Source organism: Desulfoconvexum algidum, assembly GCF_055382125.1.
The window spans coordinates 34248-57011 of record NZ_AP042394.1 but is presented as its reverse complement, the minus strand read 5'-3'; the positions used below and the strand labels follow the sequence as shown (position 1 = coordinate 57011).

The following is a 22764-nucleotide window of genomic DNA, read 5'->3' as shown; positions in this document are numbered from 1 at the left end:
CATGGACGATAATATGAAACATTCACTGAAACAAATCACAACTTTGTTTGACTCACAAATGCTTGCAGTTCTTTCAACCCAAAGTCAAGATCAACCCTATGCAAGCCTGGTTGCTTTTGCCGCAGATGACACGCTTGAACAACTATTTTTTTTAACCCCCAACACAACCCGCAAATATGAGAATCTAATAGATAGCCCCAAAGTTGCTATATTGGTTAATAACAGTGTGAATCAAGCCGATGACATTTATAAAGCCGTTTCCGTAACCGGTATCGGAACTGCAGCACTTGTAGAGACATCTGACCGAACACAACTTTTAAATCTGTACTTAAAGAAACACCCTCACCTTAAAGGGTTTTCAAAAGCCCCGACAACCGCCTTTATCTGCGTGGCAATGACGCGGTATTTTATGGTTAGCCAGTTTCAAAATGTAATTGAAATCCAGGTAAAAGCATGAAAGCGCTCCTTAAAATAGAAGACTTTATAAACGAAGGAATTGACCAAGTCGGAGGAAAGGCCTTCTGCCTGGCCAAGATCCATGAACAGGGATTAACCGTTCCCAAAACCGCTTGTATCCCTTGTCGGATATACAAAAATTATCTCAACCAGACCCGGATTAAAGACACGATTCTTCTTGAGATCAACAGGAAGCCGTTCAAACAGATGCGGTGGGAAGAAATCTGGGATATATCCCTTCGGATCCGAAACTTATTTTTGACCACACCAATTCCACAAAACATCCAAAAAGACCTTTTCTCTTTAATCGTTGAATCCTTTGGTAATCATCCGGTTGCCGTAAGATCTTCGGCGCCTGGTGAAGATAATGCGGCAAGCTCTTTTGCGGGCCTCCATGATTCTTTCCTGAACATTGTCAGCGCCAATAATATTATCAAACATATCCGGTTGGTATGGGCGTCACTCTATTCTGACGCTGCGCTTTTATATCGTAAAGAATTAGGGCTTGATATTCATACCAGCCAAATGGCGGTTGTTATTCAGGAATTGATACCCTCCGACAGGTCCGGTATATTCTTTGGGTTGAATCCATCCAATTCAAACGAATCGGTCATAGAATCAGTCTATGGCTTAAACCAGGCACTTGTCGATGGGGATGTTGAGCCGGATCGATGGATTTTAAACCAATCTTCAGGCAAAATATTAAGCCATATCGAACCTGTTCGAAAACAGTATGCATTGCCCAATACGCAAGGGGTTGGTTTCGCTGATTTATCCGGGGAAAAAAGTCAGACACCCCCTTTGGACGATCAGGAAGTTTTCCAAATATGGAAAACAGGTAAAGAAATGGAAGCACTGTTTGGCAGGCCCCAGGATATGGAATGGACATTTTGCAATGCTCAGTTAATTATCCTTCAGTCAAGGCCGATTACCAGTGTTGGTTTTAAAGAATCCGATGATAAAAGAACCTGGTATTTAACATTGCATAGAAGTTACGAAAATTTAAAAAAATTATACATTAAAATTGAACAAGATTTGATTCCCCAAATGATTGCCGAAGCAAAACGGCTGGGACAGATAAATTTTCAAACGATGACCACAAAACTGCTCTGCCGGGAAATAGAACAAAGACAAACGCTATATGATCATTGGGTAAAGGTTTACTGGGCTGATTTTATACCCTTTGCCCATGGTATTAGATTGTTCGGACAGGTTTACAACGATGCTGTCACACCGGATGATCCCTATGAGTTTATGACCCTTCTTGAAAATACCGGCCTTAAAAGCATGGAGAGAAATCGTCTGCTTGAACAACTTGCCCAAATGATCCGGTGTAATATGGATCTAAAAAATATGCTGGAAGATGACATGAGCCCAGAAATGGATCATCCCTTCAGGCAACTGCTGGACAAATTTGTCGAAGCGTTTGGTGACCTTGCCTGCACCACCGGCAGCGGTAACGAATGTCAGTATGGGGACAATGGTATTATCAGACTTTTGATCGAGTTTGCCAAGCAACCGCCAAAACAAAAACACACGGGTGGATCTGACATTAAACTGCTCAAAGAAAACTATATGAACAGTTTTCCCACCCAAAAGGAAAAATTTGCAGCAGATGTGCTTCATTTGGGACGGGAAAGTTATCGGCTGCGGGACGACGACAATATCCATCTGGGCAGAATAGAAGCCCGATTAAGTGAATCGGTTTCAGAAGGCCAGTCTCGACTGTCAAAACCCTTAATCTCCACAGATGAACAAAAAATGCTCGCCCAAGTTCCAGCGCTCAGCATGGTGTCTGATGATATATCCAGATCACTTGAACCGGCCTTATCTGATAAGACGTCCAAGAGATGGTTCAAATCGCGTCAAATCGTCGGTCATCCGGCTGGACCGGGTATCGCAACCGGGAAAGCAAGACTCGTTAAAAATCCTCAGGACCTGCTGGATTTTAAACAGGGGGATGTCCTTGTATGTTCAGGAGTGGATCCGAATATGACATTTGTAATACCGCTGGCATCCGCCGTAGTAGAAGAACGCGGGGGCATGCTCATTCACGGTGCCATCATTGCCAGGGAATATGGATTGCCGTGTATTACAGGCGCTTCCCAGGCCATGCAGCTTATTAAAAATGGCGATCAAATAACGGTTGACGGATATCTTGGCATTATTACATGCAAAACAGATGATCTATAAATTTTATCACTAAAGGAGGCAGATTGATTCAGTATCTTAAAGTATATGGTGTTGCATTATCTGTATTCCTTGTCGTTGATCTGATATGGATCGGCTTTATTGCCCGCACCTTTTATCAGGATCAACTGGGCTTTCTTCTATCATCTTCCCCCAATTGGATAGCCGCCATCATTTTCTACCTGATGTTCGTTGCCGGCCTGTTATTTTTTGTTGTCATACCCGGGTTGAAAAAAACCGGCTTAAAAGACAGCCTTTTTCGAGCCGCCTTATTTGGCATCCTTACCTACGGAACCTATGATTTAACAAACCTTGCACTCATTGAAGGCTGGCCGGTTTTGGTCACTGTTGTGGACATAATCTGGGGAATGGTATTGAGCGTAATTGTATGCCTGGTCAGTGTGAAGCTCGGCAGACATTTTGATTCGCCTTCAATTTAATTATCACCAAAATTTATATTAACAAGCCCCGTGCCCCCATGACAAACATGAGTAGTCCAGGAATGCCAGGGTGGACACGGGGGTTAAGGGGTGTTTTATACAAAATTTAATATCATGCTGTCATTAGCAGTATACTGTTTAAAAGGTAAATTCGCGTTCTTTGCAATATATTCGGGTACGGCAAATCCTTTGGCGTACTCAGCGTAATTGACAAATGTACGTCCATCAATACGCACCTTCATTCCAGGCTGGGGATCTTTCAACGCCACCACCACCTCTCGTTTCAGGTATTTCTTGTGAAGAGCGTTGAAACCCAACTCCAATGCAACCTTGCCGATGTCTACGTTCAGATAATTGCGTGCACCTGCCAGTGCTTTATCGCGGTATGTCACATTTATATGTTCGAGAACTTTCATCAATTGTTCGTTCATTTTTTTTTCCTCTCGTTACGGTTAAAGCTGAACCATGAATTTAAGATTAAGCAATTTTTTCTAAAATCCAAGGGTTGAAATTTATAATACCTGTCTTAAATTTTGAATTATTCCACATTGATTTCTGAGCTGATGAAAAGGCAGGGAATCGGTTTAATGATGCGAATAAAAATCTAACCAAATTGTCCTGGGCCAAAAGGAGTTTATATGAAAACACTTTCCAAAAGTGCTCTGGTCGATTTGTTTCTTGATATCACCTGGGAAAAAGATGGTATCCAACACTCAGAACGATATTTTGTTGATCATCTTAATTGCTGGCGGGATATTTTCCCGGGCAGCCCTCTTGAAGCCCTCTTTGACCACAACATTGGTCGTCCTATAACGCTTCAGGTAAATCCCGGGGATATCCCCGGGGATATCGTTCCAAAACATCGTGGGGACAAAATTCTTCGCCTGTCCAGGTCCGGATTAAATTCTGATTTGACTGAGAACCGTATTGGTTTCGGGAGATTCTATCCCCAGGGTATGATTTCCGAATGTACCAATATATTCAAAGGCAACATAAACCCATTTCGGTGTATTGACGAAGACCCACACTTTATAACAGCGGACCTGAATCATCCCATGGGCGGCATCCCTTTCAAGCTGACAATGAGCGTTCACGAACAATCAAACAAATCAGATGAGCGTGGCGGCAGTTGTACGGACTGGATGGATCTTGCCTTGTCTGGCCCTGGAATGCAGACGCGACATAATTTTCAGTCAACAGATTTTTTTTCTGAAGCGTCCTTTCATAGAAATGACCCAGGGCCTGATGCTGATTTTTATACAAAGGACAGATTTGTTCACCATATTGATGATCAGGCCAGACAGAACCTGGCAGCCATGTACCAAACATTTGTTCAGCCTGGAAAAAACGTCTTGGATCTTATGGCCGGATGGGAGTCCCATATTCCCGATACCCTGGAACCTCTTTCCCTGCACGGTATTGGGCTTAATGCAAACGAGCTGATCCATAACCCAAAACTGACAGGACATACGGTACAGGATCTGAACACCAATCCATCTCTGGCCTTTAATGACAATACCTTTGATAATGTTATCTGCTCTTTGTCCATTGAATACCTGACAGATCCCATAAAGATATTCAAGGAGGTGGCACGCGTTTTAAAACCCGGAGGTAACTTTATCGTGTCGTTTTCAAACCGGTGGTTCCCTGAAAAAAACATAAGAATCTGGGAAAATCTTCATGATTTTGAACGGGTGGGACTGGTAACGGAGTACTTTCTCAAATCTGATCGGTATAAAGAAATTTCAACGATTTCATCACGGGGATATCCCAGACCATACGACGATGATCACTTTCCTCAGCTCAGGTTATCAGATCCTCTTTATGCCGTGATCGGTCGCACCAGGAAATAATAAAATCAATAGGGTTCAAATGACCTGAATTTTTTGATTACGATGCATTTGAACCCTATTCATATTTATCGTAGAAGATTTTAATATTTCTGCCTGTCTAATGTTCTAATATTAATTGGCAATTTTAGCTGAATCATGGGTTTGTGAAAGATCTGTCAGGGTCGCATCCTTTTTTTCCCAAAGCCCATTTAACCAAACCTGAAAACGGGATTTAAATTCTGGATCCATAAAATAGTCACCCAAAATATCTTGGGTAACTGGCAATTTTTCAATTCTGACAACCACCTCGTTCACTTCTCCACAAAAAAACTGCCAGATCGACTTAACTCCCTGGGGATAATAAATGGTTACATTCAAAATTGTCTGCAGTTGCTCGCCTAGGGCGTCCAGAGCCAGAGCTGTCCCCCCCGCCCTGGGGCGCAAAAGATTTTTGTACGGAGACTGCTGATCCTTGTGTTTTTGGGGTATAAACCGGGTTCCTTCCACAAAATTCATCACAGATACCGGAAGACCTTTGAACTTTTTACAGGTATTGCGGGTAATCTCTAAATCTTTTCCCTTAAGATGCATATTTTTTTCTAAGAATTCTTTTGAATACCGTTTCATAAAAGGGAACTCCAGCGCCCACCAGGAAAAACCCAGTACCGGAATCCAAATCAGTTCCTGCTTGATAAAAAATTTCAAGAAAGGAATTTTATCAATAAAAATCTTTTCAAGAACAAGGATATCAATCCATGTCTGATGATTGCAAAGGATAAGATAAGAATCCGTTTTCTTTAAATTTTCAAGCCCCTGGACATCCCACCGGACATTCTGCATCAAATCAATGACTCGATTATTCCAGCTATTCCATCTGGTGCACACATAAGTGACAGATTTGTTACAGATTTTACGAAATTTCGTAACAGGTATTAAAAACTTAAAAATCCCTGATATATAAAGGGGGATCATCCAAAACAAAGTATTCATTATCAAAAGGAGTAGAAAAGCAATAGCGCGAAATTGTCCGGTTATTTTTTCCCTCAAAGCGTACTCCTTTCCTCTTTTGTTTAAATCCGAATTAACAAGACCTTCCCAAAAAAACAATATTTGAAAAAAACAACCTTTTCAAGACCAAGATAAAATAAACCAGATGCATCCAATGACAGTCAGCTTCTTTTTTTAGTGTCTGCAGCCACTTTAATTATCAGCTCTGTTTTTTCTTTTTTTCAATTTCATTCCGAATTCTGGTGTGATATTTTTCTGTGATTGGATAAAAACAGATAATCAGAATAGACAATGCATTGCACAGGCAGGGAACCAGTGCATAAAGAATCCTCAACAGATCTATCGTTTCTCCGCTCTGTATAATGTTGGGGCGATAACCGGCATTGCCCAGTAGAAGGAGGCCAATACCGATACCAAAGGCAGCGGAAAATTTTTTGGCAATGGACCAAAGACCAATATATTTTCCTTCATGCCTTTGTCCAGTCATCAGTTCATCATAATCTATCACATCGGCCTGGATGGATGACGGCAGCGCAAGACCTGCACCAAAACCGATACCGGAGATAAAAACAAGAATACCGTAGAGCTTAGCGTCTCCCGGTCCTAAAAAATAGACACCGGCAAAAGCGCCCGTGTTGATAACCATTGACATGATCCAGGCATTTTTCTTGCCAATTTTTTTGGATATGGCAATCCAGAAGGGTAAAAACAAAATCCCTGTAAGAAAATAAATCAGTAAGAACCCTTCCGCATAGTCTGCCTGTAATACATACTCCACGTAATATAAAATAAGGGTTGCCGGCAAATTACTTCCAACGGCACTGATAGCATAAGCTGTCAGCAAAATAACAAACGGCCGATTTTTGACTACATCCAACATCCCTTGAAAAAAAGTATTTTTCCGGACGTTTGAAGAAATAGGCAATTCCTTCACCTTCCATATACAAATAATGGACGAAAGGAGAATCATGGGTGCATAAACATACGCCATGATGGAAAATCGCATGTTTTCAGTGGATTGTTGGTTCAGCAGTTCAAGCGCCTGGTCAATCAATACAGGAAACGCCGCCGCCAGAAGTGTTCCGCAGATAAGGAACCCATCCCTGAGACCGAACAAAGTTGTGCGCTCATGGTAATTGGTCGTCAGTTCGGGACCAAGAGATTCATATGGAATGGTAACCAATGTCCAAAACAAAAAAAGGGCGAACAACCAGAACCCAAAATACAGTGTCAGATTTGTCCCGGAAGAAACCGGCGGTATAAAAAGAAAAAGTATGGAAATACTTAACCCTACAGCGCCGAGAGCAATGAAGGGTCTGCGCCTTCCAAACCGTGTTGATATCTTGTCAGACGCATAACCGATCACAGGATCTGTCAGTGCATCAAAAATCCTTACGACCATCAATAGTATTCCCACAGTTGATATACTGATTCCCATGGTATCACTGTAAAATTTGGGCAGGTAAACATATACAGGAATACCGATAACGGCTAAGGCCATTGCCGGGAATGCATATGAAAACCGTGTAACCCATGGAAGGGGGACAGGATTTTTTTTAATTTCTAGGGCCATTATATTTTCCCGAAAAGTTTGTCACGAAAGCCCTCATCTATGGGGTTTTCGCCTATCCAGATAGAAAACAGCGCTTTGGAAAATTCTACCCCTTCAATTGTGCCAAGAGGGATGGTGTTGTATGCTAATGTTGTTCCTTTCCCCGGGATATAGGTCAACGTATACCGATCTCCAGGACTCACATTTCGATATAATCGATTCAATTGATCAACCTTTGGCGCCAATCGACTGTAAACCTCGTTGCTCACAGATTCTTTTATCTTTATTGTCGTTGCCTCGCCAAACTTCTTTGCCTGAATGCCGACCCGGTAGTCCAGAACCAAATGCCTGGGAATATCGTTCAGCGCTTGATCTCCTATGATATCTTTAGGTAAATAAAGCGCACCGGCATATGCTTCTATAAATACAAGATAACGCAATAATGCCGTCCCTTTGAGTTGAAGCTGATAATCTGAAACCATCAGTTTTTTGTCAAAAGATGTTCCATAAACTTTTATTGCCTGAGCATAAACTAGGCTTTTTGATGACAGCATTATAAGCATAAGGGATAGGGTTAATACTCTTAAAGCAGGCTTTTTCATGTCATCTGATATTTTCATTATTTATCATCTTTAAGACTATAAAGGCAGAGCCTCAAAGAGGCTCTGCTGTTTCATATTTCGGATATCAAGTTCATATCATCCGGCGACATCGATTCCAGGATCGCACCCGAGGTTCTTATCTGGGGTTTCACATTCAAAATTATTATGACGGGTATCTTCATGTCCTTCTTCTGCCTCTTCTTTGCTTTCTATATAATCTTCTGTTTTATTAGTCGTCATGTTGTCACCTCATTTTTTTGGGTTCATTATACTTTATCGTCGTCCTTTAGATATAATTTAAATCTTAATTCGACAATTTCAATAAGAGTATAAAGAGAGTTTAATGATAGTTCAAAACTATCATTAATATTTTCTGTTATAGATATACAGTATTAATATGGACATTTCTTTAGCTCAACGATAAAGTAAAGGTTAAAATTTCTTCTCCATCGCGATTAGATAATTTTATTAAAGATAGCATCCTGTGATTGATACGAATTTTTCACTATAATAAAAGGATGGTTACCGTGGATCTCATCAATAAAAAAAATCTGGATATTGCAGTGGTGGGTTCTGGTATCTCCGGAATCTGCAGCGCATACCTGCTTCAACACCGCCACAACGTCTCCCTTTTTGAAAAAAACGATTATTTTGGCGGTCATACCCATACGGTTATGGTTCCTGAGGGGCCAGACAAAAATGTCCCTGTTGATACCGGCTTTATTGTTTTAAATGAACGAACATACCCCAATTTCATTGCCTTTCTGAATCAACTCGGTGTTGAAAAATGTCGGACCGACATGTCATTCAGCTATTATGATCAAAAAACAGGCCTTTACTATGCCAGTAATAACCTTAACAGCATATTTGCCCAGCGACAAAACCTTTTTAAACCACGATATTTAAGGTTTGTGTACGAGATGGTCCAGTTTATTAAAATTCTTCGCAAGGCCTATATTGAGGGTCACCTCGAAGATATCACATTGTCGGAATATGGTGAAAAAAAAGGACTGCATCGCGAAGTGGTGGATCAATTTATCATTCCCATGGCTGCTGCTATCTGGTCCGGTTCAGACTTCCAGATGGGTAAATTCCCTATCCGCACATTTGCCCAATTTTATGAGAACCATGGCCTTTTAGCTGTGGCGGGACACCCCCCATGGTACTTTGTCAAAGACGGCAGCCATACCTATGTGAATGCCTTTTTAAAATCCTTTAAAGGCAAAACGATAAAATCGTCTAAAATAGTATCCATTACACGGCAGGACTCAAAGCCCATACTCCATTTCGAAAATCGCGAGCCGCAAACCTTTGATGCTGTTATCCTTGCCACCCACGCAGACCAGGCCCTGAAACTGCTGGACAACCCCAGTAAAAATGAAAAACGGCTGCTGGGAGTCTGGTCCTATTCCAATAACAAGACCTTTTTACATACCGACAAAGACCTAATGCCGCCGAGCAAACGCGCCTGGGCCAGCTGGAATTATACACGCGATAACCAAGACGATTCAACGGCACCGGTGACCGTCAGTTATGATATGACACGGCTTCAAAAGCTTGATACCCAGAATTCTTATTTTGTGACACTTAACCCTCAACGCTCAATCCCTAAAGCTCATATTATCAAAGAAATGAATTATACCCACCCACAATATTCTTTTGAGGCATTCAACTCCCAGCTAGACCTGCCATCATTAAACGAAAACCAGAACACCTTTTTTTGCGGCAGTTATTTTGGGTATGGTTTCCACGAGGACGGTGTAAATTCTGCCCTTGCTGTGGGTAAAAAGTTTGGAGTCTCTCTATGAATTCTCGGATCTACACCGGCACAATTGAACACCAACGCTTCTTCCCGGTAAAACATCAGCTGTCATATCCAATCTATATGTATGGCTTTGATCTGGATGACCTGCCGCACCTGGGTCTCAGATATCCTCTGTTTGGATACAATCGAAAGGCCATAACATCCATTCACGACAAAGATTATCTGCAACACGGTGACATGCCGATCAAACAAAAAATTGATCAATTGCTCGGCCAGCATAATGTTAAAGAATCAATAAACTCTGTAATGATGATCACCTCTGCCAGATATTTCAACTATGTTTTCAATCCCGCCAATTTTCATTATTGCTTTTCAGCAGACAACCGACTGGTCGCTGTCATCGCTGAAGTCAATAATACCTATGGTGAACGCCATCCATACGTATTGACACAAGACACCAACACTTCTCCGAACTGGCTGGCAAGCTATGAAACGGTTAAAGCATTTCATGTATCTCCATTCAATACAATTGAAGGGTATTACCGTTTTTATTTTTCAACCCCGGAAAACCAGATAGAGATCAGGATTGAACTCATCCGTGACCGAACAAAAGTTATGGAAGCTGTCTTACGTGCAGATGCCATTCCATTGACAGGCCGTAATCATTTAAAAACTTTGGCTAAGCACCCCTTTGCTCCCCATTTGAGCGTTCCCAGGATTTATTCCCATGCTTTCAGGCTTTTTTTCCAAAAGAAACTCAAATTCAATGATAAACCCTTACCCAGGAGCCCCATCACAATGCCCAGGCAGACCCCCAACATTTTGGAATCCATCAGCAAACGGTTGATCCTTTCTGTGTTAAAAAAAATGAATACAGGAAGTCTTGAATTGCAATTACCCAGCAAAGAAACCATGACCATCGGCCGGGCCGACCCAGCGAAGAATGCCGTCATCCAAATAAAAGATTTCTCTTTTTTCCCACGGATCGTTTTTGACGGAGAAATCGGATTGGGTGAAGCATACATGGCCGGCGAATGGGAAAGCCCTGACCTGGTAGCTGCTTTAACGAGGCTCATTGAAAACAGGGACCGATTTTCCGACGGGAACCTTGTGTTATCCATCCTGACACGGATCCAGGAAAAACTGGCCCATGACCGGCGCAAAAACACCATTAAAAATACACCCGGGAACATTGCCGCCCACTATGATTTAAGCAATGAAATGTATGCGCTTTTTTTGGATCAAAAGATGCTGTATTCCTGTGGCCTTTTTCTTCAAGACAATGACACACTGGAAGCCGCCCAAGAGAATAAAATGAACCGCATCCTCAAACAGGTAGATATTGGACCTGAGCACCACCTGCTTGAAATCGGCTGCGGATGGGGAGGCTTTGCCGTCTTTGCCGCAAAAAAGATAGGATGTCGTGTAACCGGTATCACTGTTTCCAAAGCGCAATACGAGCGGGCCCGTCAAAGGGTCAAAGATGAAGGGTTAGAGGATCAGATCACAATTCTTCTCGAAGATTACCGACACACCCGAGGAAACTTTGACCGTATTGTTTCCATAGAGATGATTGAGGCTGTGGGACCCCAATTTTTAGGGCAGTATTTCAGACAATGTAAAAATCTCTTACATCCTGGCGGTAAAATGGTTTTTCAGTCCATTACCATTATAAACGAACGATATGATCTATACTGTAAAGAAAGGGACTGGATACAAAAACATATTTTCCCGGGCGGTCATCTGCCATGTCTTAACATCCTTGAACGAACCATCCACGATCATACAGATTTCACTGTCACCGATATTTATCATATGGGTCCCCATTATGCCACAACACTGTCACACTGGCAAAAAAGGTTTGCTGAACGCCGGGATGATATCATCGCCATGGGCTTTGACGAGATCTTTTACCGAAAGTGGATGTACTATTTTTCAATCTGCGAAGCCGGGTTTATGACCTCTGGTATTGATGATATTCAGGTAACACTGCAACGATGACCATTTGACGGTAAAAACGTCAGCGCTATGTTTTAAATGCGATCATGCTTTTTCAAATCGGCGGGTGAGCAGGTTTAATTTTGTCCACAACCGTTGCCTCGCCTGTTCAGACTCACCGGTTTTGGGAAATAAAACGGTTTCATGGGGCCGTCTGTCCAGCCAAAATTTTCCTGTCGATTCTCCTGCCTCGTTTGAAGCGGCAAGCCATACGATGGTATCTGCACCCTGGTCAGGCGTCCTTAAAACAGAATTTATCCGTGAATGAAAACCCGGTAAAGCGGTCTCGATGCCCGGCGTATCCACCCAACCGGGATGCATGGAATGGACAGCAACCTTTGAATAACGCATCTGCTGGGCCCAGAGTCTGGTGAGAATGACAATCCCTCTTTTAGCCCTGGCATAGGCTTTTGAACCCGCATAGGGAACGACTTCATTTTGAAGGTCGTCCACATCAATCCCCTGGGTATACATGCCCCCCGAGGAAACATTGATGATCCGGCCGCCTGTGGATGGAAAACTGTCTTTTAGCAATTCGGTGAGATAAAAAACACCCAAAAGATCTGTCGCAAAGGTTTGTTCAAACCCTTCAATCGTCTCGTTTCTTTCATTGAAAAGCGCACCCGCATTATTGATCAGAACATCTATGGTTTTTTTCCTGTCCTTTAACTTTTTTGCGACCTGTTTAATATCTTCCATCCTGCTTAAGTCTGCTATCAAAAAATCCACATGGGGATTCCCGGTTTTTTCAATGATCTGCTGCTGAACTTGTTCAGCCTTTTTTTTATTTCTGGCAATGATGGTCAGGCAGGCTTTTTTTCCCGCCAGTTTTATGGCTGCAGCTTTTCCAATGCCAGAGGTTCCCCCTGTTATGACAACTTTTTTTCCAAAAAGCGTTTCATTTTTTTCGGCCCAGAATCTTTTGCTGAGTGAATATCCTAATTTGCTGAACATCAGCATGCCCGGCAAAATCATATGATCCGCAATATAATCAAACCCATTTGATCCTGAAAAAAAACAGCTGCTTTGTTTATACATTCTATTTTCTCCACTCAGTTTGGCTTCAAGCCCTTGGATAGCTTTTCGCCCTGTGTTTTTTAAAACAGGGGTTAAGATTTTTTCCATGTGCTTTGAAACCCCTGGAAAATATATTTGGGCTTCGTAGTCAATTCGCGTGCCGGTTGGTGTTTTAAAAAACGATATGGTATCAATCGCACGGAAGGATTCTCCCCTGCCGTTCAGGGTCACTTTGGAAAAAGGCTTATACGCTGTGATAGTATATTCCATTTTGGGTCTGAACGGCCCAAAACACAAAGTGAGATCATAGGTTGACCCGACCTGGGCTCCGCCTTTTGATCTCTTTTGGGATACTGCCACACCCGGATCCCAGTCTTTGATATTGCTAAAATCGCTGGTATAGGTGAAAACGGCCTCTAAAGCGTTTGGAACATGAATGGATTCGTTTAATTTTATCATGGGACACCTTTTGATTCGTTATCATATTCAACTTTAAGTATGATCACGATTTAAAGGACTTCAACAAAATAAAAATAATGACAGATACTCTTCTGTCTCCTTCTATCAGGAAAGACAGACTGGTTAACTGGCAAGACGCTCTCCATGCTCGATACTGTCTTCCATACGGGCAATGGATTCAAGGAACTCTTTGTTCGACTTATTCTCCTGAATTGAAGCGGATTTCCTGTAAAATGCAGCACCCTTTTTCGCTATTTAAATGGCCATTTCAAATACTTCTTCAGCATTAAAGTCGGATGACATATTTGCTCTCATTTTGGACCTGCGTCACAACGGCTGCAAATTATCAACAGCGCTGATCAATTCATTTATTTTAGGATGATCCCCTGCTTTTCTACCAGAAAAAAAATAGCAGACAGCACCTGATACGTCAATCACAATAGCACCACCCAGCTGCATTGTACTGCCTTGAACTGAACCCTGTCGATGGCCTTGTTTCAGTGCAGATGCAGCCTTGAATACAGAACGGATGCTCATAAAACCTGCAAGCCCCTTTGAAAAGCCTAAAAGAGAGAAAGCTGCCAGTGAAGGGTCAGAAAAAAGCAGACCTTCATATCCGGTTATTTTTTTAAACTCTTTAAATTGACGGGGATCACCTGAACCAATCACAGCAAGATTTACATTTTTATCATTAAAATTTTGAGAATTTTCTGCCAGTTCAGCCACCTGCTGACGGCAGAACACTCAGCCAAAATGACGGACAAAAACCAAGAGAGCTGGTGTGTCCTGCCATAAGGTAAATAATTTCACAGGCTCATTTCTATCATTTAGGACAACCAATTCTCCAAGATCTTCAACTGATAAATTATTCGCCATATTTATCCCGTTTATATTTAAATCATTTGGTTTATTCTGCTGACATACCCTTTAATGTCACATTTTCGCTCTAGTCCAGATGCTGTCATATAGCGCACTTTACCAAAGACAGGTCTTTCAAACCAGGCACGATCATGCAAACCGAAAATCCATCCAATGCCTGCATAAGAATTGGGATCCCTGCCGTCTAAAAAGTATTCATTATTGATTGCCGTTAAAGTTTGGTAGGCCTTTTCAGGTGTTTCACTCCACTCAAGAATTTTTTTCCCCCAATACATCCTCATATAATTGTGCATGAAACCTGAAATCTTCATTTCTCGCATTGCTGCATTCCAGTAAATATCGTGCGTCTGACCATTCTCAAGCACATATTTTGAATAAAGAAACTCACGGGCATCTTTTTTATGCTCATCCAAGCTTTTCTTCGCCCAGTTCGGAAGACACGCCAAAGAATCATAGGCCGGGTTGAAATAAACAAAATTCATGGCCAGCTCTCTTCGAACAATCAATTCCTCCAGATAACTTTCCTTGGCTTCTTCGAAAGAATCCTGGCAGCTTTTAATTTTAAGCGCCAGATAAAGAGAAGAGACTTGACCAAAATGAAGATAAGGACCCATAAAGGAGACATCTAATGTTTTTGGCTGATTCCGATGGGCCACATATCGCTGAAAACAGTTTTCTAAAAAATATTTAAACCGGGCTTTTGCCTGGGATGTCCCTCCCTTGAAAAATTTGGGGACAGCCGGAACACTTCGGTCAATATCCAGCTGATCCAATACAGTTTGAATATTATCAAGTTCAAGTCCTGTTACAGGAATAGACAATGATGACTGCGATACAATTTTAGGTACCAGTTCTTTCAGATACATATCAAGTTGCCGGTGTATTTTCGGACGTATCGTATAAGCCGCATATTCTGCCTTGTCCGAGACCTCCTGGATAGGGACAATCGCATCAGTTTCAACCTGCACAACACGACAGGCGGCTTTTTTTGCAATCTTTTGCCGCCACCCTCTTTGATGACTTAGGTATCCCCTGTCGCAGATAATCATCGATGCATTGCGTCCAAGATCCAGGACCACCTGTACTGGATCCCCATACCGGACAACCATCTGGATGCCCCTTGATACCAGCTGTTGTTTTGTCTCTTTTAATCCTTCCAGCATGAAGGTGTAATGCCTAAGGTTGGCCTCTGGATAATCATCGGTCAACGCAAATAACACAAGGATAGGCCTGCCCTGAATATTTGCCTGCTCAATGGCATACTCTAAAGCATGATTGTACTCAGCCCGCTGTGACTGCTGCATCCAATACAACACAAATATACCGGAAGATGGGGGTAAATGGTTTAAGTCGTGTATGCGGGATGCTTGAATCGTCATTATTTAATCTCAATACAGTTTGGATATCATTTTCTATTAATCATCACCAACCAGTGGACGCTGCTCACCAAGTTCAAAAAAAACAAGGAATCTGTCCTCACCTGAATCAGATTGTTTTTTCCTGCGTTTCAAAGATTCAATCCGTTCCGAATTTTTCTCTTCCTTTATCTTGGTCAGGTATAGCCGTGTGCCCTTTTTTGAGGATCCGTCTTCAATAAACAGATAAACGGCATGGGGATTGGACTCAAGATTTTTATGAGACAGGCGGTCCCGCATAATGAACGCCAGTGTGTCCCCTTCTAAAAAATGAGGCCGTGAATAAATGGCAGCGTCAACATTGCCATTCTTATCAGCTGTTGAAAAAATACCCGTTCCTGATGTCGTTTCAAAATAATTTTTCAGTTCCATTTTTTCTTTCCTTTTCAATATGTCTTTTTTTGTAATAGCATTTAACTTTCGTTCTGCTTCAATAAAATTGTATTAAATCAATTTAGAAAGATCATTTTGGGTGATATCAATCAACCCATTAATCCATCTGTCCGGCCAGCAACTTAAACCACCAGCAGCCCCCAGCAGGGCTCCCAAAACCGATCCCCTTCCGGCATTATCTCCCCCGCACATGGTGTTTGAAATCAAACCGGACTCAGCCGCCTGCGCATATTTAAGTGCCAGATAAAGCGTCGCAGGTATTGACTGATCCATGTAACAGGCGGATGAAAAATGCTTTCCAACGACTATCTGGTCCGGGAATTCAATTAAAGATTCAAATAAACCTGCTGACACATGACCCCCCTTCGTTCGGTAATGCTCAACAATGGCATTTTCAAGCTTTTTCCCATGGAGCACATCAAGAATAATATTCGCGATTATTTTCCCGCCAGAATGCATGGCCGGACCTCCATGTGTCAAGTTCATATGATTTAAAGCTGTTTTTAAAGCATATTCCCTGTTTTGTCCCAAGACAATGAGAAACGGCAGCATGAGACTCAATCCGCCAATATGATTTTCATCCTTTCTACCACATTCCATCACATCACACCCTTTACCGTATTGCGTAAAAGAATGTCTGAGATATTCCTCGCTGGCCCCAAAATTTTGACTGGCTGTGCAAAATATCAATGCACTTGTTTCGTTTATTATCTGCTTTGCTGTCATGCGACCTTACAACAGCGCCCATTGAATGCCGGGAATACTTTGATATTCACCACAGGTGTATACACCATCCCTTACTCGACCAGAATTGATTGCCGGGTTTGATAGGGGTGGGGACTGATCCGGTAACGCATGATCAATGAATTATCTCACCTTAAAATTCTGCCATCTGGACTCGAAAAAAAGGCCCCTCAAATGGATGGAAGGGGCCTTTTATTTGTTTAGCACCATCTCAACACGATGACGATAATGTTTAGCCGCCTACATTTCCAGGTTCAAGATCTTTCCATGCTCTGTCAACACTACTTCCAACGGTTCCAAAAAGGTCATCCAGTTCATTTTTCATGGGCGACCAGTCGGATGGACATTCATTCTCTAACTGATCAACTCGAAGCTGTGCTGTTACGACTTCTTGATCAAGTTGCCCAATTAATGGTAATATTTTTTCTTTTTCAGCAGATCCGTAAGTGTCTGCAACTTTTTTCATTGCTTCGAGTTTTTCTTTCCAAGCAGTAACTTCTGCCTTCATTGCCTTACAATAATCTTTTACCTCCATAATGAATCCTCCAAATTTGGGTTAATAAAGAATGCCCATAACTTTATTTTTCACTAAGGAGCACAACAATCAAATCAAAGCGAAGCGAAGGAGTCTTGTATGGTCTCGGAACAAATCGTGAAAGAAATAAAATTATACGATCTAAATAATATACACGCTTATCCAATGCATGCAACCTGTTATTATAATTTTATGAGTTTTGTATCTTTATTCTCGCAGCATATCTCTGGAACGTCTTTTTCAAAAAACGCATTAGAATCAATATCTACGAAGGCGTCATATTTCTTGTCAGGTTTAACTGTGCACAAATAATGTGTACCATTTTTATCTATTACAACGACATTGGGAGCCAAAATCTTCCGGTCCCCCTCCGGTCCTTTCAGCCATTTGGGGTAATCTGTACAAAAGTGATATCGATTTGAAACACATGGTCTTATGTCTGCGCCCAGAATCGCTATCGGTTACCTTCAGACCTCGACCCAAAAAAAATATGCTAATTACGGGTCACAGTGAACGAACAAAAAGGCGTGTAAAAAATATGGGCAAAAAAGATTATATACTGATTATCGTTATATTGGCATAAAGTACCCTGGATTATGATCTGGTGGCCATGGCAATCTTTCTTGCCATGATCATATTCGTTCCTCTGGTTGCTGCATTTGGATTCAGGGCAATATCACCACACCTGCGGGACAAGGTCAACCGCAGGGGCTTAAGTTTTAAAAAAAAGAACAGACAAAAAGCAGTTGTTGTTTTTAGTCAAAGGTTATAAGTAGTGTATTCCGGTATGAAAACAAGCTTTATTGACAGATGTTTCAAGGTTGATTTTCATTTTTAATGACCGAGAAAAAATACATAAAAATGACCCTATATATACAAATAACCATGTTTCCAGACCATGACCGCCGACTGGCCCAGTCAGCGCCCAAGGCAAAGAAAGCAAAAAGGTTGCCCATCGAAACCGCCTTGGACCTTTTCCCCCGGAAGGAAAGGCAACTTGTCTTTGCAGATTATTTCCCCGGCTTTGAATGCCAATAAAACAAATTATTGCAAGACGGCCCTTCCAGATAGAAAAACTGAAATAGAAAATGACCCTAACGGTTTCAGATTGTCAGATTCCTATGTATTGGGCGAGTATTTCAAGACCCGATCAGATCCTTTTTTAAAATTTTACCCACAGTGGATTTGGGCAGGGTCTCGCGTATCTCCACCTCAATGGGCCACTTGTACTTGGCCAGTCTGTGGGAACAAAATTCAATGATTTCCTCCTGGGTGGCACTTGTGCCCTGTTTGAGCTGCAAAAAGACCTTGATTGCCTCGCCGCGCTTGGGATGGGGGATACCGACACAGCAGGCCTCCACCACCTTGGGATGTTCATAGAGAACTTCTTCGATTTCTCTTGGGTATACATTGTACCCGCTCGAGATGATCATATCCTTCATCCGGTCGATGATGAAAAAATAGCCCTCCTCGTCCATGAAGGCAATGTCACCGGTGTGAAGCCAGCCATCGCCGGTAATGGTTTTATCGGTTTCCTCCGGGTGGTTCAGATATCCTTTCATCACCTGGGGGCCTTTGACCATGAGTTCACCCGGTTTTCCCACGGGCATCTGAGTTACGCCGTCTTCCGCGTCAACGATGCGACAGCTGACGTCTGACAGGGGAAGGCCGATACTGCCGGGTTTTCTCGTGCCCTTTAACGGGTTAACATGGGTGACCGGGCTGGATTCGGTCAGCCCGTATCCTTCGACAATGATGGACCCTGTTCGTTTCTGGAAGGTGTTGATAATCTCCAGGGGAAGGGGGGAAGAGCCTGAAAAACTTTCCTCAAGACTGCTCAGATCACGGGTTCCCATTTCCGGGTGATTGAGCATGCCGATGAACATGGTGGGGACCAGGGGGGCAAAGCTGGGCTTAAATTTTTCAATGGCTTCAAACAATTGCCGGGGCTGGGGTTTGGGTACCAGCACGTTTGTCCAGGCCATGTAGATGGCAAAATTCATGGAGGTGGAAAGACCGAATACATGAAAAAAGGGCAATGCCCCCAGCATGATACCGTCTCCCCTGACAAAATCGGGGAACCAGGCTGCCAGCTGCTGGGTCTGGCAGCTCAAATTTCTGTGGGTCAGCATGGCCCCTTTGGGGACACCGGTTGTTCCCCCGGTGTACTGGATCATGGCAACATCATCCATGTCAATGGCAGGTCTTTGCGCCATCTTCCCGGCGGTCTTGAGAACTTCCTTGAATTGAAATAGATTGTCTGCCGGGTGAACCTCTGCTGCAAGCCCTCTTTTTTTTGCAACCAGTGGAAAGAGCAGGCGCTTGGCAAGGGGAAGAAAATCCCCCATTGAAGTGTGGATGATGACCCTGATCTGAGTGGTTTTCCTGAGCTGGACCATGCGATCAACCAGAAGATCCACGGTGACCAGAAGTTTTGCGCCCGAGTCCTTGAACTGGTATGCAAGTTCCGTATTTGAATACAAAGGGTTGTTCATGACGGCAACAGCACCTATGCGCAGGGTGGCATAGTAGGCAACAACACAGGGGATGCTGTTGGGCAGAAGAATGGCCACACGGTCCCCCGGATTGATGCCAAACCCCTTGAGTACATTGGCAAACCGGTCCGTCAGGGCATTGAGTTTCTGGAAGGTGATGGTGTAACCCTGAAAAATCAATGCCACCCTGTCCGGAAATTCAAGGGCTGCTCTGTCCAAAAAATCCGGGATGAGGGCATCATTATAATGAATGGTTTTGACCGTTTTTGCATCATAGGCCGCATACCATGGGGTCTTATTATATATTCCATGTTCAGGCATGGCAGTTTCCTTATTTTTAAATTTAAAAAAGGATGTTTATCAGTCTCCTTGTCTTAAGGCAAGTATAATAAACCTGCTTGGATTATCGTTCAAGCCCTGTTTTTTTCAAATTCAGCCTTGACAAAATGATATATTAGATTATTCTAAATTAGAAAATATTAATATTAAACGAGTAAAGGAATTGATGGAACACATTGATCCCCAAAAACTTGAAGAAAACGCGGAAAAGGCTGCAAAGCTGCTTAAGAGCATGAGCCATCCCAGCCGCCTGATGGTCCTGTGCTACCTGATGAAGGGGGAGTGCACGGTCAGTGTACTCAATCAGGTCATCCCCTTGAGTCAGTCGGCCCTGTCCCAGCATCTGGCCGGATTGCGGCAGGCGGGCCTTGTGGACACGCGACGCGAAAGCCAGGTGATCCACTACCGCCTTAAAAGCCAGGCCGTATCCGGGATACTGGAAGCCCTTTACCGCATCTATTGCAACCCTAACAATGAGGAGAACCTGTTATGAACGGACAATTGAATTGGTTTAAAGGAGGAATCTTACTGGGAGCAGCCTTCCTTCTGGCTGTAGCATTTGCCAAGCCCATCGGCGTATCCACCCAGTATGTTATCGCCGACGGCATCGTCTGGAACCTTCTTTCAGACACGGTGGTTCAAAAAGATCCCGCGAGCAAATCAGGCTACACAAGTCCCAACGCCTATCTGAATAAGAGCGGGGGTAAATACGCTAAAAACGTGGCCAATCCCCTTAATTACAGCTTTATTTTTGCTATTGCCATGGTCCTGGGGGCATTTTTATCCTCACGCCTGGGAGGCCCTGGCACAACGGCACTGGACCGCATCGCTCCTGAAGTCTGGCGGCAGCGCTTCGGGGAAAATCCTGGTTTGCGCTATGTGACGGTGTTTTTTGCCGGGATACTAGTCCTTTTTGGCGCCCGTCTGGCCGGGGGCTGCACCAGCGGCCATATGATGAGCGGAATGATGCAGACATCCCTGAGCGGGTACCTTTTCGCTGCCGGTGCCTTTGCCGCAGCCGTTCCAGCAGCCATACTGGTTTACAAAAGAAAATAGGAGATATGTTATGACCATCTTTCTTGCAATTATACTCGGAATTTTATTCGGTTTTGCCCTGCAGCGGGTCGGGGCCACCAACCCCCAGAACATCATTAACATGCTGCGCCTTACGGATCTGAACCTTATGAAGGCTATTTTCTTTGCAATCGGCATCAGCAGCACCCTTTTATTTCTGCTGATGACCCTTGGTGTCATCGACGCCGGACACCTCTCCGTAAAGAGCAGCTACATCGGTGTAATCGTTGGCGGGGCGATGCTGGGACTGGGCTTCGCTGTTGCCGGCTACTGCCCCGGCACGAGCCTGACCGCCCTGGCGGACGGACGGAAGGACGCCCTGGTTTTTGTGGGCGGAGGCCTGGTGGGTGCTCTGATTTACACCCTGGTCTACGGCAGCATCAAAGGATCTTGGCTGTTCAACACGATCGCCGGCGGCAAGGTGATGCTGGCCACAGGTTCAGACAAATTCCAGGCCCTGTTGCCCATGGTACCGGGCACTTTGCTGGCCTCCGTCATCGGGATTGCCTTTATGCTCATTGCCTGGAAACTCCCTGACAAAATTTGATCCCAATTGTTCATTAAAAGGCCCGGTCTATTGCCGGGCCTTTTTTTCCATCCTTTGAAACTTGAATGCGTTGACAACAGGGGAAAAAAGTAAAAATGAAACTCAGAAAAATAACCTCTTTGACAGCAGGGCTCACTTTTATCGCAATGGGGGTCACCAGCGTCATTCTCTACATCGTTCCCCAGGGAAGGATTGCATACTGGTCAGACTGGCGGCTTTGGGGATTGAGCAAAGAACAGTGGGGAAATATCCACATCAATACAGGAATCTTGTTTTTGCTGGCCCTGGGTCTCCACATCTATTACAATTGGACCCCCATCATGAACTATCTCAAAAACAAGACAAAAGACCTTAAAGTCTTTACCCGAGAGTTCAATGTTGCCCTGGCCCTGACCCTTGTTTGCATTCTGGGAACCCAATTTGAAATTCCCCCCTTTTCAAGCATCCTGAGCCTTAGCGAATCCATTAAAAACCAGGCAGCTGAAAAGTACGGCGAACCGCCATACGGCCATGCTGAATTATCCTCTTTAAGAACGTTTGCCCAGAAAGTGGGACTGGACCTTAACCAGAGCATGGAACAACTCAAGGCAGCCGGATTTATTGTTGAAGATGCAAGCCAGACCCTATCCGACATCAGCAAAAAAAACAATCTCCCACCCCAGCAGATTTATCTGACCATGAAACCCAAGGCCGGAGAATCAACACCCCATGTTATCCCGGCTGGAAAAGCGATTAAACTTCCAGATTTTCCACCTCCCGGAACAGGGAATACGACCCTGGCAGATATCTGCGCCCGGTTCAACCTGAACATAAAAACCTTGATCCGGGACCTGTCCAAAGTCGGGATCAAAGCTGAGGAGGGCCTGACCATTAAAAAAATCGGTGAAAACAACCAGACAGGCCCCATGGACATTTATGAACAAATCAAATCAGCAAGTCTTGGGCAAATGTCGGAATAACTTTATATAAAAGGGATGCACCCGCCCTAGGTATCGGGTTAGAATATTTATAGGATTTATCCTGG

Annotated in this window: 23 protein-coding genes; 11 read left to right on the top strand and 12 right to left on the bottom strand. The window is 43.5% G+C overall.

Annotated features, from left to right (window positions below; translation table 11 throughout):
• Position 1 precedes the first annotated feature (1 nt).
• From ACZ45G_RS00250 to ACZ45G_RS00240, 3 genes are read left to right on the top strand one after another with little or no spacing between them, the layout of a single operon-like run.
• Positions 2–457, top strand: coding sequence for a pyridoxamine 5'-phosphate oxidase family protein (locus ACZ45G_RS00250; RefSeq protein WP_464174586.1), 456 nt, complete (start codon positions 2–4; stop codon positions 455–457).
• Complete coding sequence (locus tag ACZ45G_RS00245; protein ID WP_464174585.1) at positions 454–2649, top strand: PEP/pyruvate-binding domain-containing protein; 2196 nt, start codon at positions 454–456, stop codon at positions 2647–2649. The genes ACZ45G_RS00250 and ACZ45G_RS00245 overlap by 4 nt, the downstream gene beginning before the upstream one ends.
• A gap of 23 nt (positions 2650–2672) precedes the next feature.
• Entirely contained in the window at positions 2673–3086 is a 414-nt protein-coding gene (locus ACZ45G_RS00240; protein WP_464174584.1) for a DUF2177 family protein, read from the top strand.
• Positions 3087–3181: 95 nt separating this feature from the next.
• On the opposite strand, the gene ACZ45G_RS00235 is transcribed toward ACZ45G_RS00240, so the two are convergent.
• Positions 3182–3517, bottom strand: coding sequence for a hypothetical protein (locus ACZ45G_RS00235; protein WP_464174583.1), 336 nt, complete (start codon positions 3515–3517; stop codon positions 3182–3184).
• Between the two features lie 207 nt (positions 3518–3724).
• On the opposite strand from ACZ45G_RS00235, the gene ACZ45G_RS00230 reads away from it, so the two are divergent.
• Positions 3725–4939 carry a class I SAM-dependent methyltransferase gene (locus ACZ45G_RS00230; protein WP_464174582.1) on the top strand — a complete coding sequence of 405 codons (1215 nt, stop codon included), beginning with the start codon at positions 3725–3727 and terminating at the stop codon, positions 4937–4939.
• A gap of 111 nt (positions 4940–5050) precedes the next feature.
• Here ACZ45G_RS00230 and ACZ45G_RS00225 read toward each other — a convergent pair whose 3' ends face one another.
• From ACZ45G_RS00225 to ACZ45G_RS00210, 4 genes are all read right to left on the bottom strand, one after another.
• Complete coding sequence (locus tag ACZ45G_RS00225; RefSeq protein WP_464174581.1) at positions 5051–5965, bottom strand: acyltransferase; 915 nt, start codon at positions 5963–5965, stop codon at positions 5051–5053.
• Positions 5966–6125: 160 nt separating this feature from the next.
• A complete protein-coding gene (locus ACZ45G_RS00220; protein WP_464174580.1) occupies positions 6126–7499 on the bottom strand; it encodes an MFS transporter in 1374 nt (457 codons plus the stop codon).
• Entirely contained in the window at positions 7499–8098 is a 600-nt protein-coding gene (locus ACZ45G_RS00215) for a chalcone isomerase family protein (RefSeq protein WP_464174579.1), read from the bottom strand. The genes ACZ45G_RS00220 and ACZ45G_RS00215 overlap by 1 nt, the downstream gene beginning before the upstream one ends.
• Before the next feature lie 78 nt (positions 8099–8176).
• Positions 8177–8320 (bottom strand): hypothetical protein, encoded by a 144-nt coding sequence (locus ACZ45G_RS00210; RefSeq protein ID WP_464174578.1) that lies wholly within the window; start codon positions 8318–8320, stop codon positions 8177–8179.
• A 287-nt stretch (positions 8321–8607) separates the two neighbouring features.
• On the opposite strand from ACZ45G_RS00210, the gene ACZ45G_RS00205 reads away from it, so the two are divergent.
• A complete protein-coding gene (locus ACZ45G_RS00205) occupies positions 8608–9888 on the top strand; it encodes an NAD(P)/FAD-dependent oxidoreductase (RefSeq protein WP_464174577.1) in 1281 nt (426 codons plus the stop codon).
• Positions 9885–11846, top strand: a complete 1962-nt coding sequence (locus ACZ45G_RS00200; protein ID WP_464174576.1) for a DUF1365 family protein — start codon at positions 9885–9887, stop codon at positions 11844–11846. Before ACZ45G_RS00205 ends, ACZ45G_RS00200 begins: the two co-directional genes overlap by 4 nt.
• Positions 11847–11888: 42 nt before the next feature.
• Here the strand turns inward: ACZ45G_RS00200 and ACZ45G_RS00195 are convergent, their stop codons facing one another.
• The 6 genes from ACZ45G_RS00195 to ACZ45G_RS00170 all read right to left on the bottom strand — a co-directional run bounded on the left by ACZ45G_RS00195 (position 11889) and on the right by ACZ45G_RS00170 (position 17285).
• Positions 11889–13319, bottom strand: a complete 1431-nt coding sequence (locus tag ACZ45G_RS00195) for an SDR family NAD(P)-dependent oxidoreductase (protein WP_464174575.1) — start codon at positions 13317–13319, stop codon at positions 11889–11891.
• A 327-nt stretch (positions 13320–13646) separates the two neighbouring features.
• Positions 13647–14195 carry an AhpC/TSA family protein gene (locus ACZ45G_RS00190; RefSeq protein WP_464174574.1) on the bottom strand — a complete coding sequence of 183 codons (549 nt, stop codon included), beginning with the start codon at positions 14193–14195 and terminating at the stop codon, positions 13647–13649.
• Positions 14196–14212: 17 nt separating this feature from the next.
• The gene (locus tag ACZ45G_RS00185) at positions 14213–15577 is read right to left on the bottom strand and encodes a deoxyribodipyrimidine photo-lyase (RefSeq protein ID WP_464174573.1); all 1365 of its coding nucleotides are present in this window, start codon (positions 15575–15577) and stop codon (positions 14213–14215) included.
• 36 nt (positions 15578–15613) lie between these two features.
• Positions 15614–15985 (bottom strand): pyridoxamine 5'-phosphate oxidase family protein, encoded by a 372-nt coding sequence (locus ACZ45G_RS00180; protein WP_464174572.1) that lies wholly within the window; start codon positions 15983–15985, stop codon positions 15614–15616.
• Between the two features lie 72 nt (positions 15986–16057).
• Complete coding sequence (locus ACZ45G_RS00175) at positions 16058–16732, bottom strand: ADP-ribosylglycohydrolase family protein (RefSeq protein WP_464174571.1); 675 nt, start codon at positions 16730–16732, stop codon at positions 16058–16060.
• A gap of 250 nt (positions 16733–16982) precedes the next feature.
• Positions 16983–17285, bottom strand: a complete 303-nt coding sequence (locus ACZ45G_RS00170; protein ID WP_464174570.1) for a sll1863 family stress response protein — start codon at positions 17283–17285, stop codon at positions 16983–16985.
• Between the two features lie 837 nt (positions 17286–18122).
• On the opposite strand from ACZ45G_RS00170, the gene ACZ45G_RS00165 reads away from it, so the two are divergent.
• Complete coding sequence (locus ACZ45G_RS00165) at positions 18123–18323, top strand: hypothetical protein (protein WP_464174568.1); 201 nt, start codon at positions 18123–18125, stop codon at positions 18321–18323.
• A gap of 101 nt (positions 18324–18424) precedes the next feature.
• Here the strand turns inward: ACZ45G_RS00165 and ACZ45G_RS00160 are convergent, their stop codons facing one another.
• The gene (locus tag ACZ45G_RS00160) at positions 18425–20101 is read right to left on the bottom strand and encodes a long-chain-fatty-acid--CoA ligase (RefSeq protein ID WP_464174567.1); all 1677 of its coding nucleotides are present in this window, start codon (positions 20099–20101) and stop codon (positions 18425–18427) included.
• A gap of 184 nt (positions 20102–20285) precedes the next feature.
• On the opposite strand from ACZ45G_RS00160, the gene ACZ45G_RS00155 reads away from it, so the two are divergent.
• The 4 genes from ACZ45G_RS00155 (at position 20286) to ACZ45G_RS00140 (ending at position 22699) form a co-directional block, all read left to right on the top strand.
• On the top strand, positions 20286–20612 hold the full coding sequence (locus ACZ45G_RS00155; RefSeq protein ID WP_464174566.1) for an ArsR/SmtB family transcription factor: 327 nt from the start codon (positions 20286–20288) through the stop codon (positions 20610–20612).
• Complete coding sequence (locus ACZ45G_RS00150; protein ID WP_464174565.1) at positions 20609–21175, top strand: YeeE/YedE thiosulfate transporter family protein; 567 nt, start codon at positions 20609–20611, stop codon at positions 21173–21175. The genes ACZ45G_RS00155 and ACZ45G_RS00150 overlap by 4 nt, the downstream gene beginning before the upstream one ends.
• 10 nt (positions 21176–21185) lie before the next feature.
• The gene (locus ACZ45G_RS00145) at positions 21186–21740 is read left to right on the top strand and encodes a DUF6691 family protein (RefSeq protein ID WP_464174564.1); all 555 of its coding nucleotides are present in this window, start codon (positions 21186–21188) and stop codon (positions 21738–21740) included.
• 95 nt (positions 21741–21835) lie between these two features.
• Positions 21836–22699: a DUF4405 domain-containing protein gene (locus ACZ45G_RS00140; RefSeq protein ID WP_464174563.1), complete on the top strand. Its 864-nt coding sequence runs from the start codon at positions 21836–21838 to the stop codon at positions 22697–22699.
• Positions 22700–22764: the final 65 nt, after the last annotated feature.

Bases quoted from the DNA above. Each gene is read 5' to 3' on its own strand.
- ACZ45G_RS00155 (WP_464174566.1), top strand. From the start codon at position 20,286: ATGGAACACATTGATCCCCAAAAACTTGAAGAAAACGCGGAAAAGGCT.
- ACZ45G_RS00245 (WP_464174585.1), top strand. From the start codon at position 454: ATGAAAGCGCTCCTTAAAATAGAAGACTTTATAAACGAAGGAATTGAC.
- ACZ45G_RS00165 (WP_464174568.1), top strand. From the start codon at position 18,123: ATGACCGAGAAAAAATACATAAAAATGACCCTATATATACAAATAACC.
- ACZ45G_RS00215 (WP_464174579.1), bottom strand. From the start codon at position 8,098: ATGAAAATATCAGATGACATGAAAAAGCCTGCTTTAAGAGTATTAACC.
- ACZ45G_RS00145 (WP_464174564.1), top strand. From the start codon at position 21,186: ATGACCATCTTTCTTGCAATTATACTCGGAATTTTATTCGGTTTTGCC.
- ACZ45G_RS00160 (WP_464174567.1), bottom strand. From the start codon at position 20,101: ATGCCTGAACATGGAATATATAATAAGACCCCATGGTATGCGGCCTAT.
- ACZ45G_RS00170 (WP_464174570.1), bottom strand. From the start codon at position 17,285: ATGGAGGTAAAAGATTATTGTAAGGCAATGAAGGCAGAAGTTACTGCT.
- ACZ45G_RS00185 (WP_464174573.1), bottom strand. From the start codon at position 15,577: ATGACGATTCAAGCATCCCGCATACACGACTTAAACCATTTACCCCCA.
- ACZ45G_RS00230 (WP_464174582.1), top strand. From the start codon at position 3,725: ATGAAAACACTTTCCAAAAGTGCTCTGGTCGATTTGTTTCTTGATATC.
- ACZ45G_RS00200 (WP_464174576.1), top strand. From the start codon at position 9,885: ATGAATTCTCGGATCTACACCGGCACAATTGAACACCAACGCTTCTTC.
- ACZ45G_RS00250 (WP_464174586.1), top strand. From the start codon at position 2: ATGGACGATAATATGAAACATTCACTGAAACAAATCACAACTTTGTTT.
- ACZ45G_RS00195 (WP_464174575.1), bottom strand. From the start codon at position 13,319: ATGATAAAATTAAACGAATCCATTCATGTTCCAAACGCTTTAGAGGCC.
- ACZ45G_RS00220 (WP_464174580.1), bottom strand. From the start codon at position 7,499: ATGGCCCTAGAAATTAAAAAAAATCCTGTCCCCCTTCCATGGGTTACA.
- ACZ45G_RS00140 (WP_464174563.1), top strand. From the start codon at position 21,836: ATGAAACTCAGAAAAATAACCTCTTTGACAGCAGGGCTCACTTTTATC.
- ACZ45G_RS00175 (WP_464174571.1), bottom strand. From the start codon at position 16,732: ATGACAGCAAAGCAGATAATAAACGAAACAAGTGCATTGATATTTTGC.
- ACZ45G_RS00180 (WP_464174572.1), bottom strand. From the start codon at position 15,985: ATGGAACTGAAAAATTATTTTGAAACGACATCAGGAACGGGTATTTTT.
- ACZ45G_RS00210 (WP_464174578.1), bottom strand. From the start codon at position 8,320: ATGACGACTAATAAAACAGAAGATTATATAGAAAGCAAAGAAGAGGCA.
- ACZ45G_RS00150 (WP_464174565.1), top strand. From the start codon at position 20,609: ATGAACGGACAATTGAATTGGTTTAAAGGAGGAATCTTACTGGGAGCA.
- ACZ45G_RS00235 (WP_464174583.1), bottom strand. From the start codon at position 3,517: ATGAACGAACAATTGATGAAAGTTCTCGAACATATAAATGTGACATAC.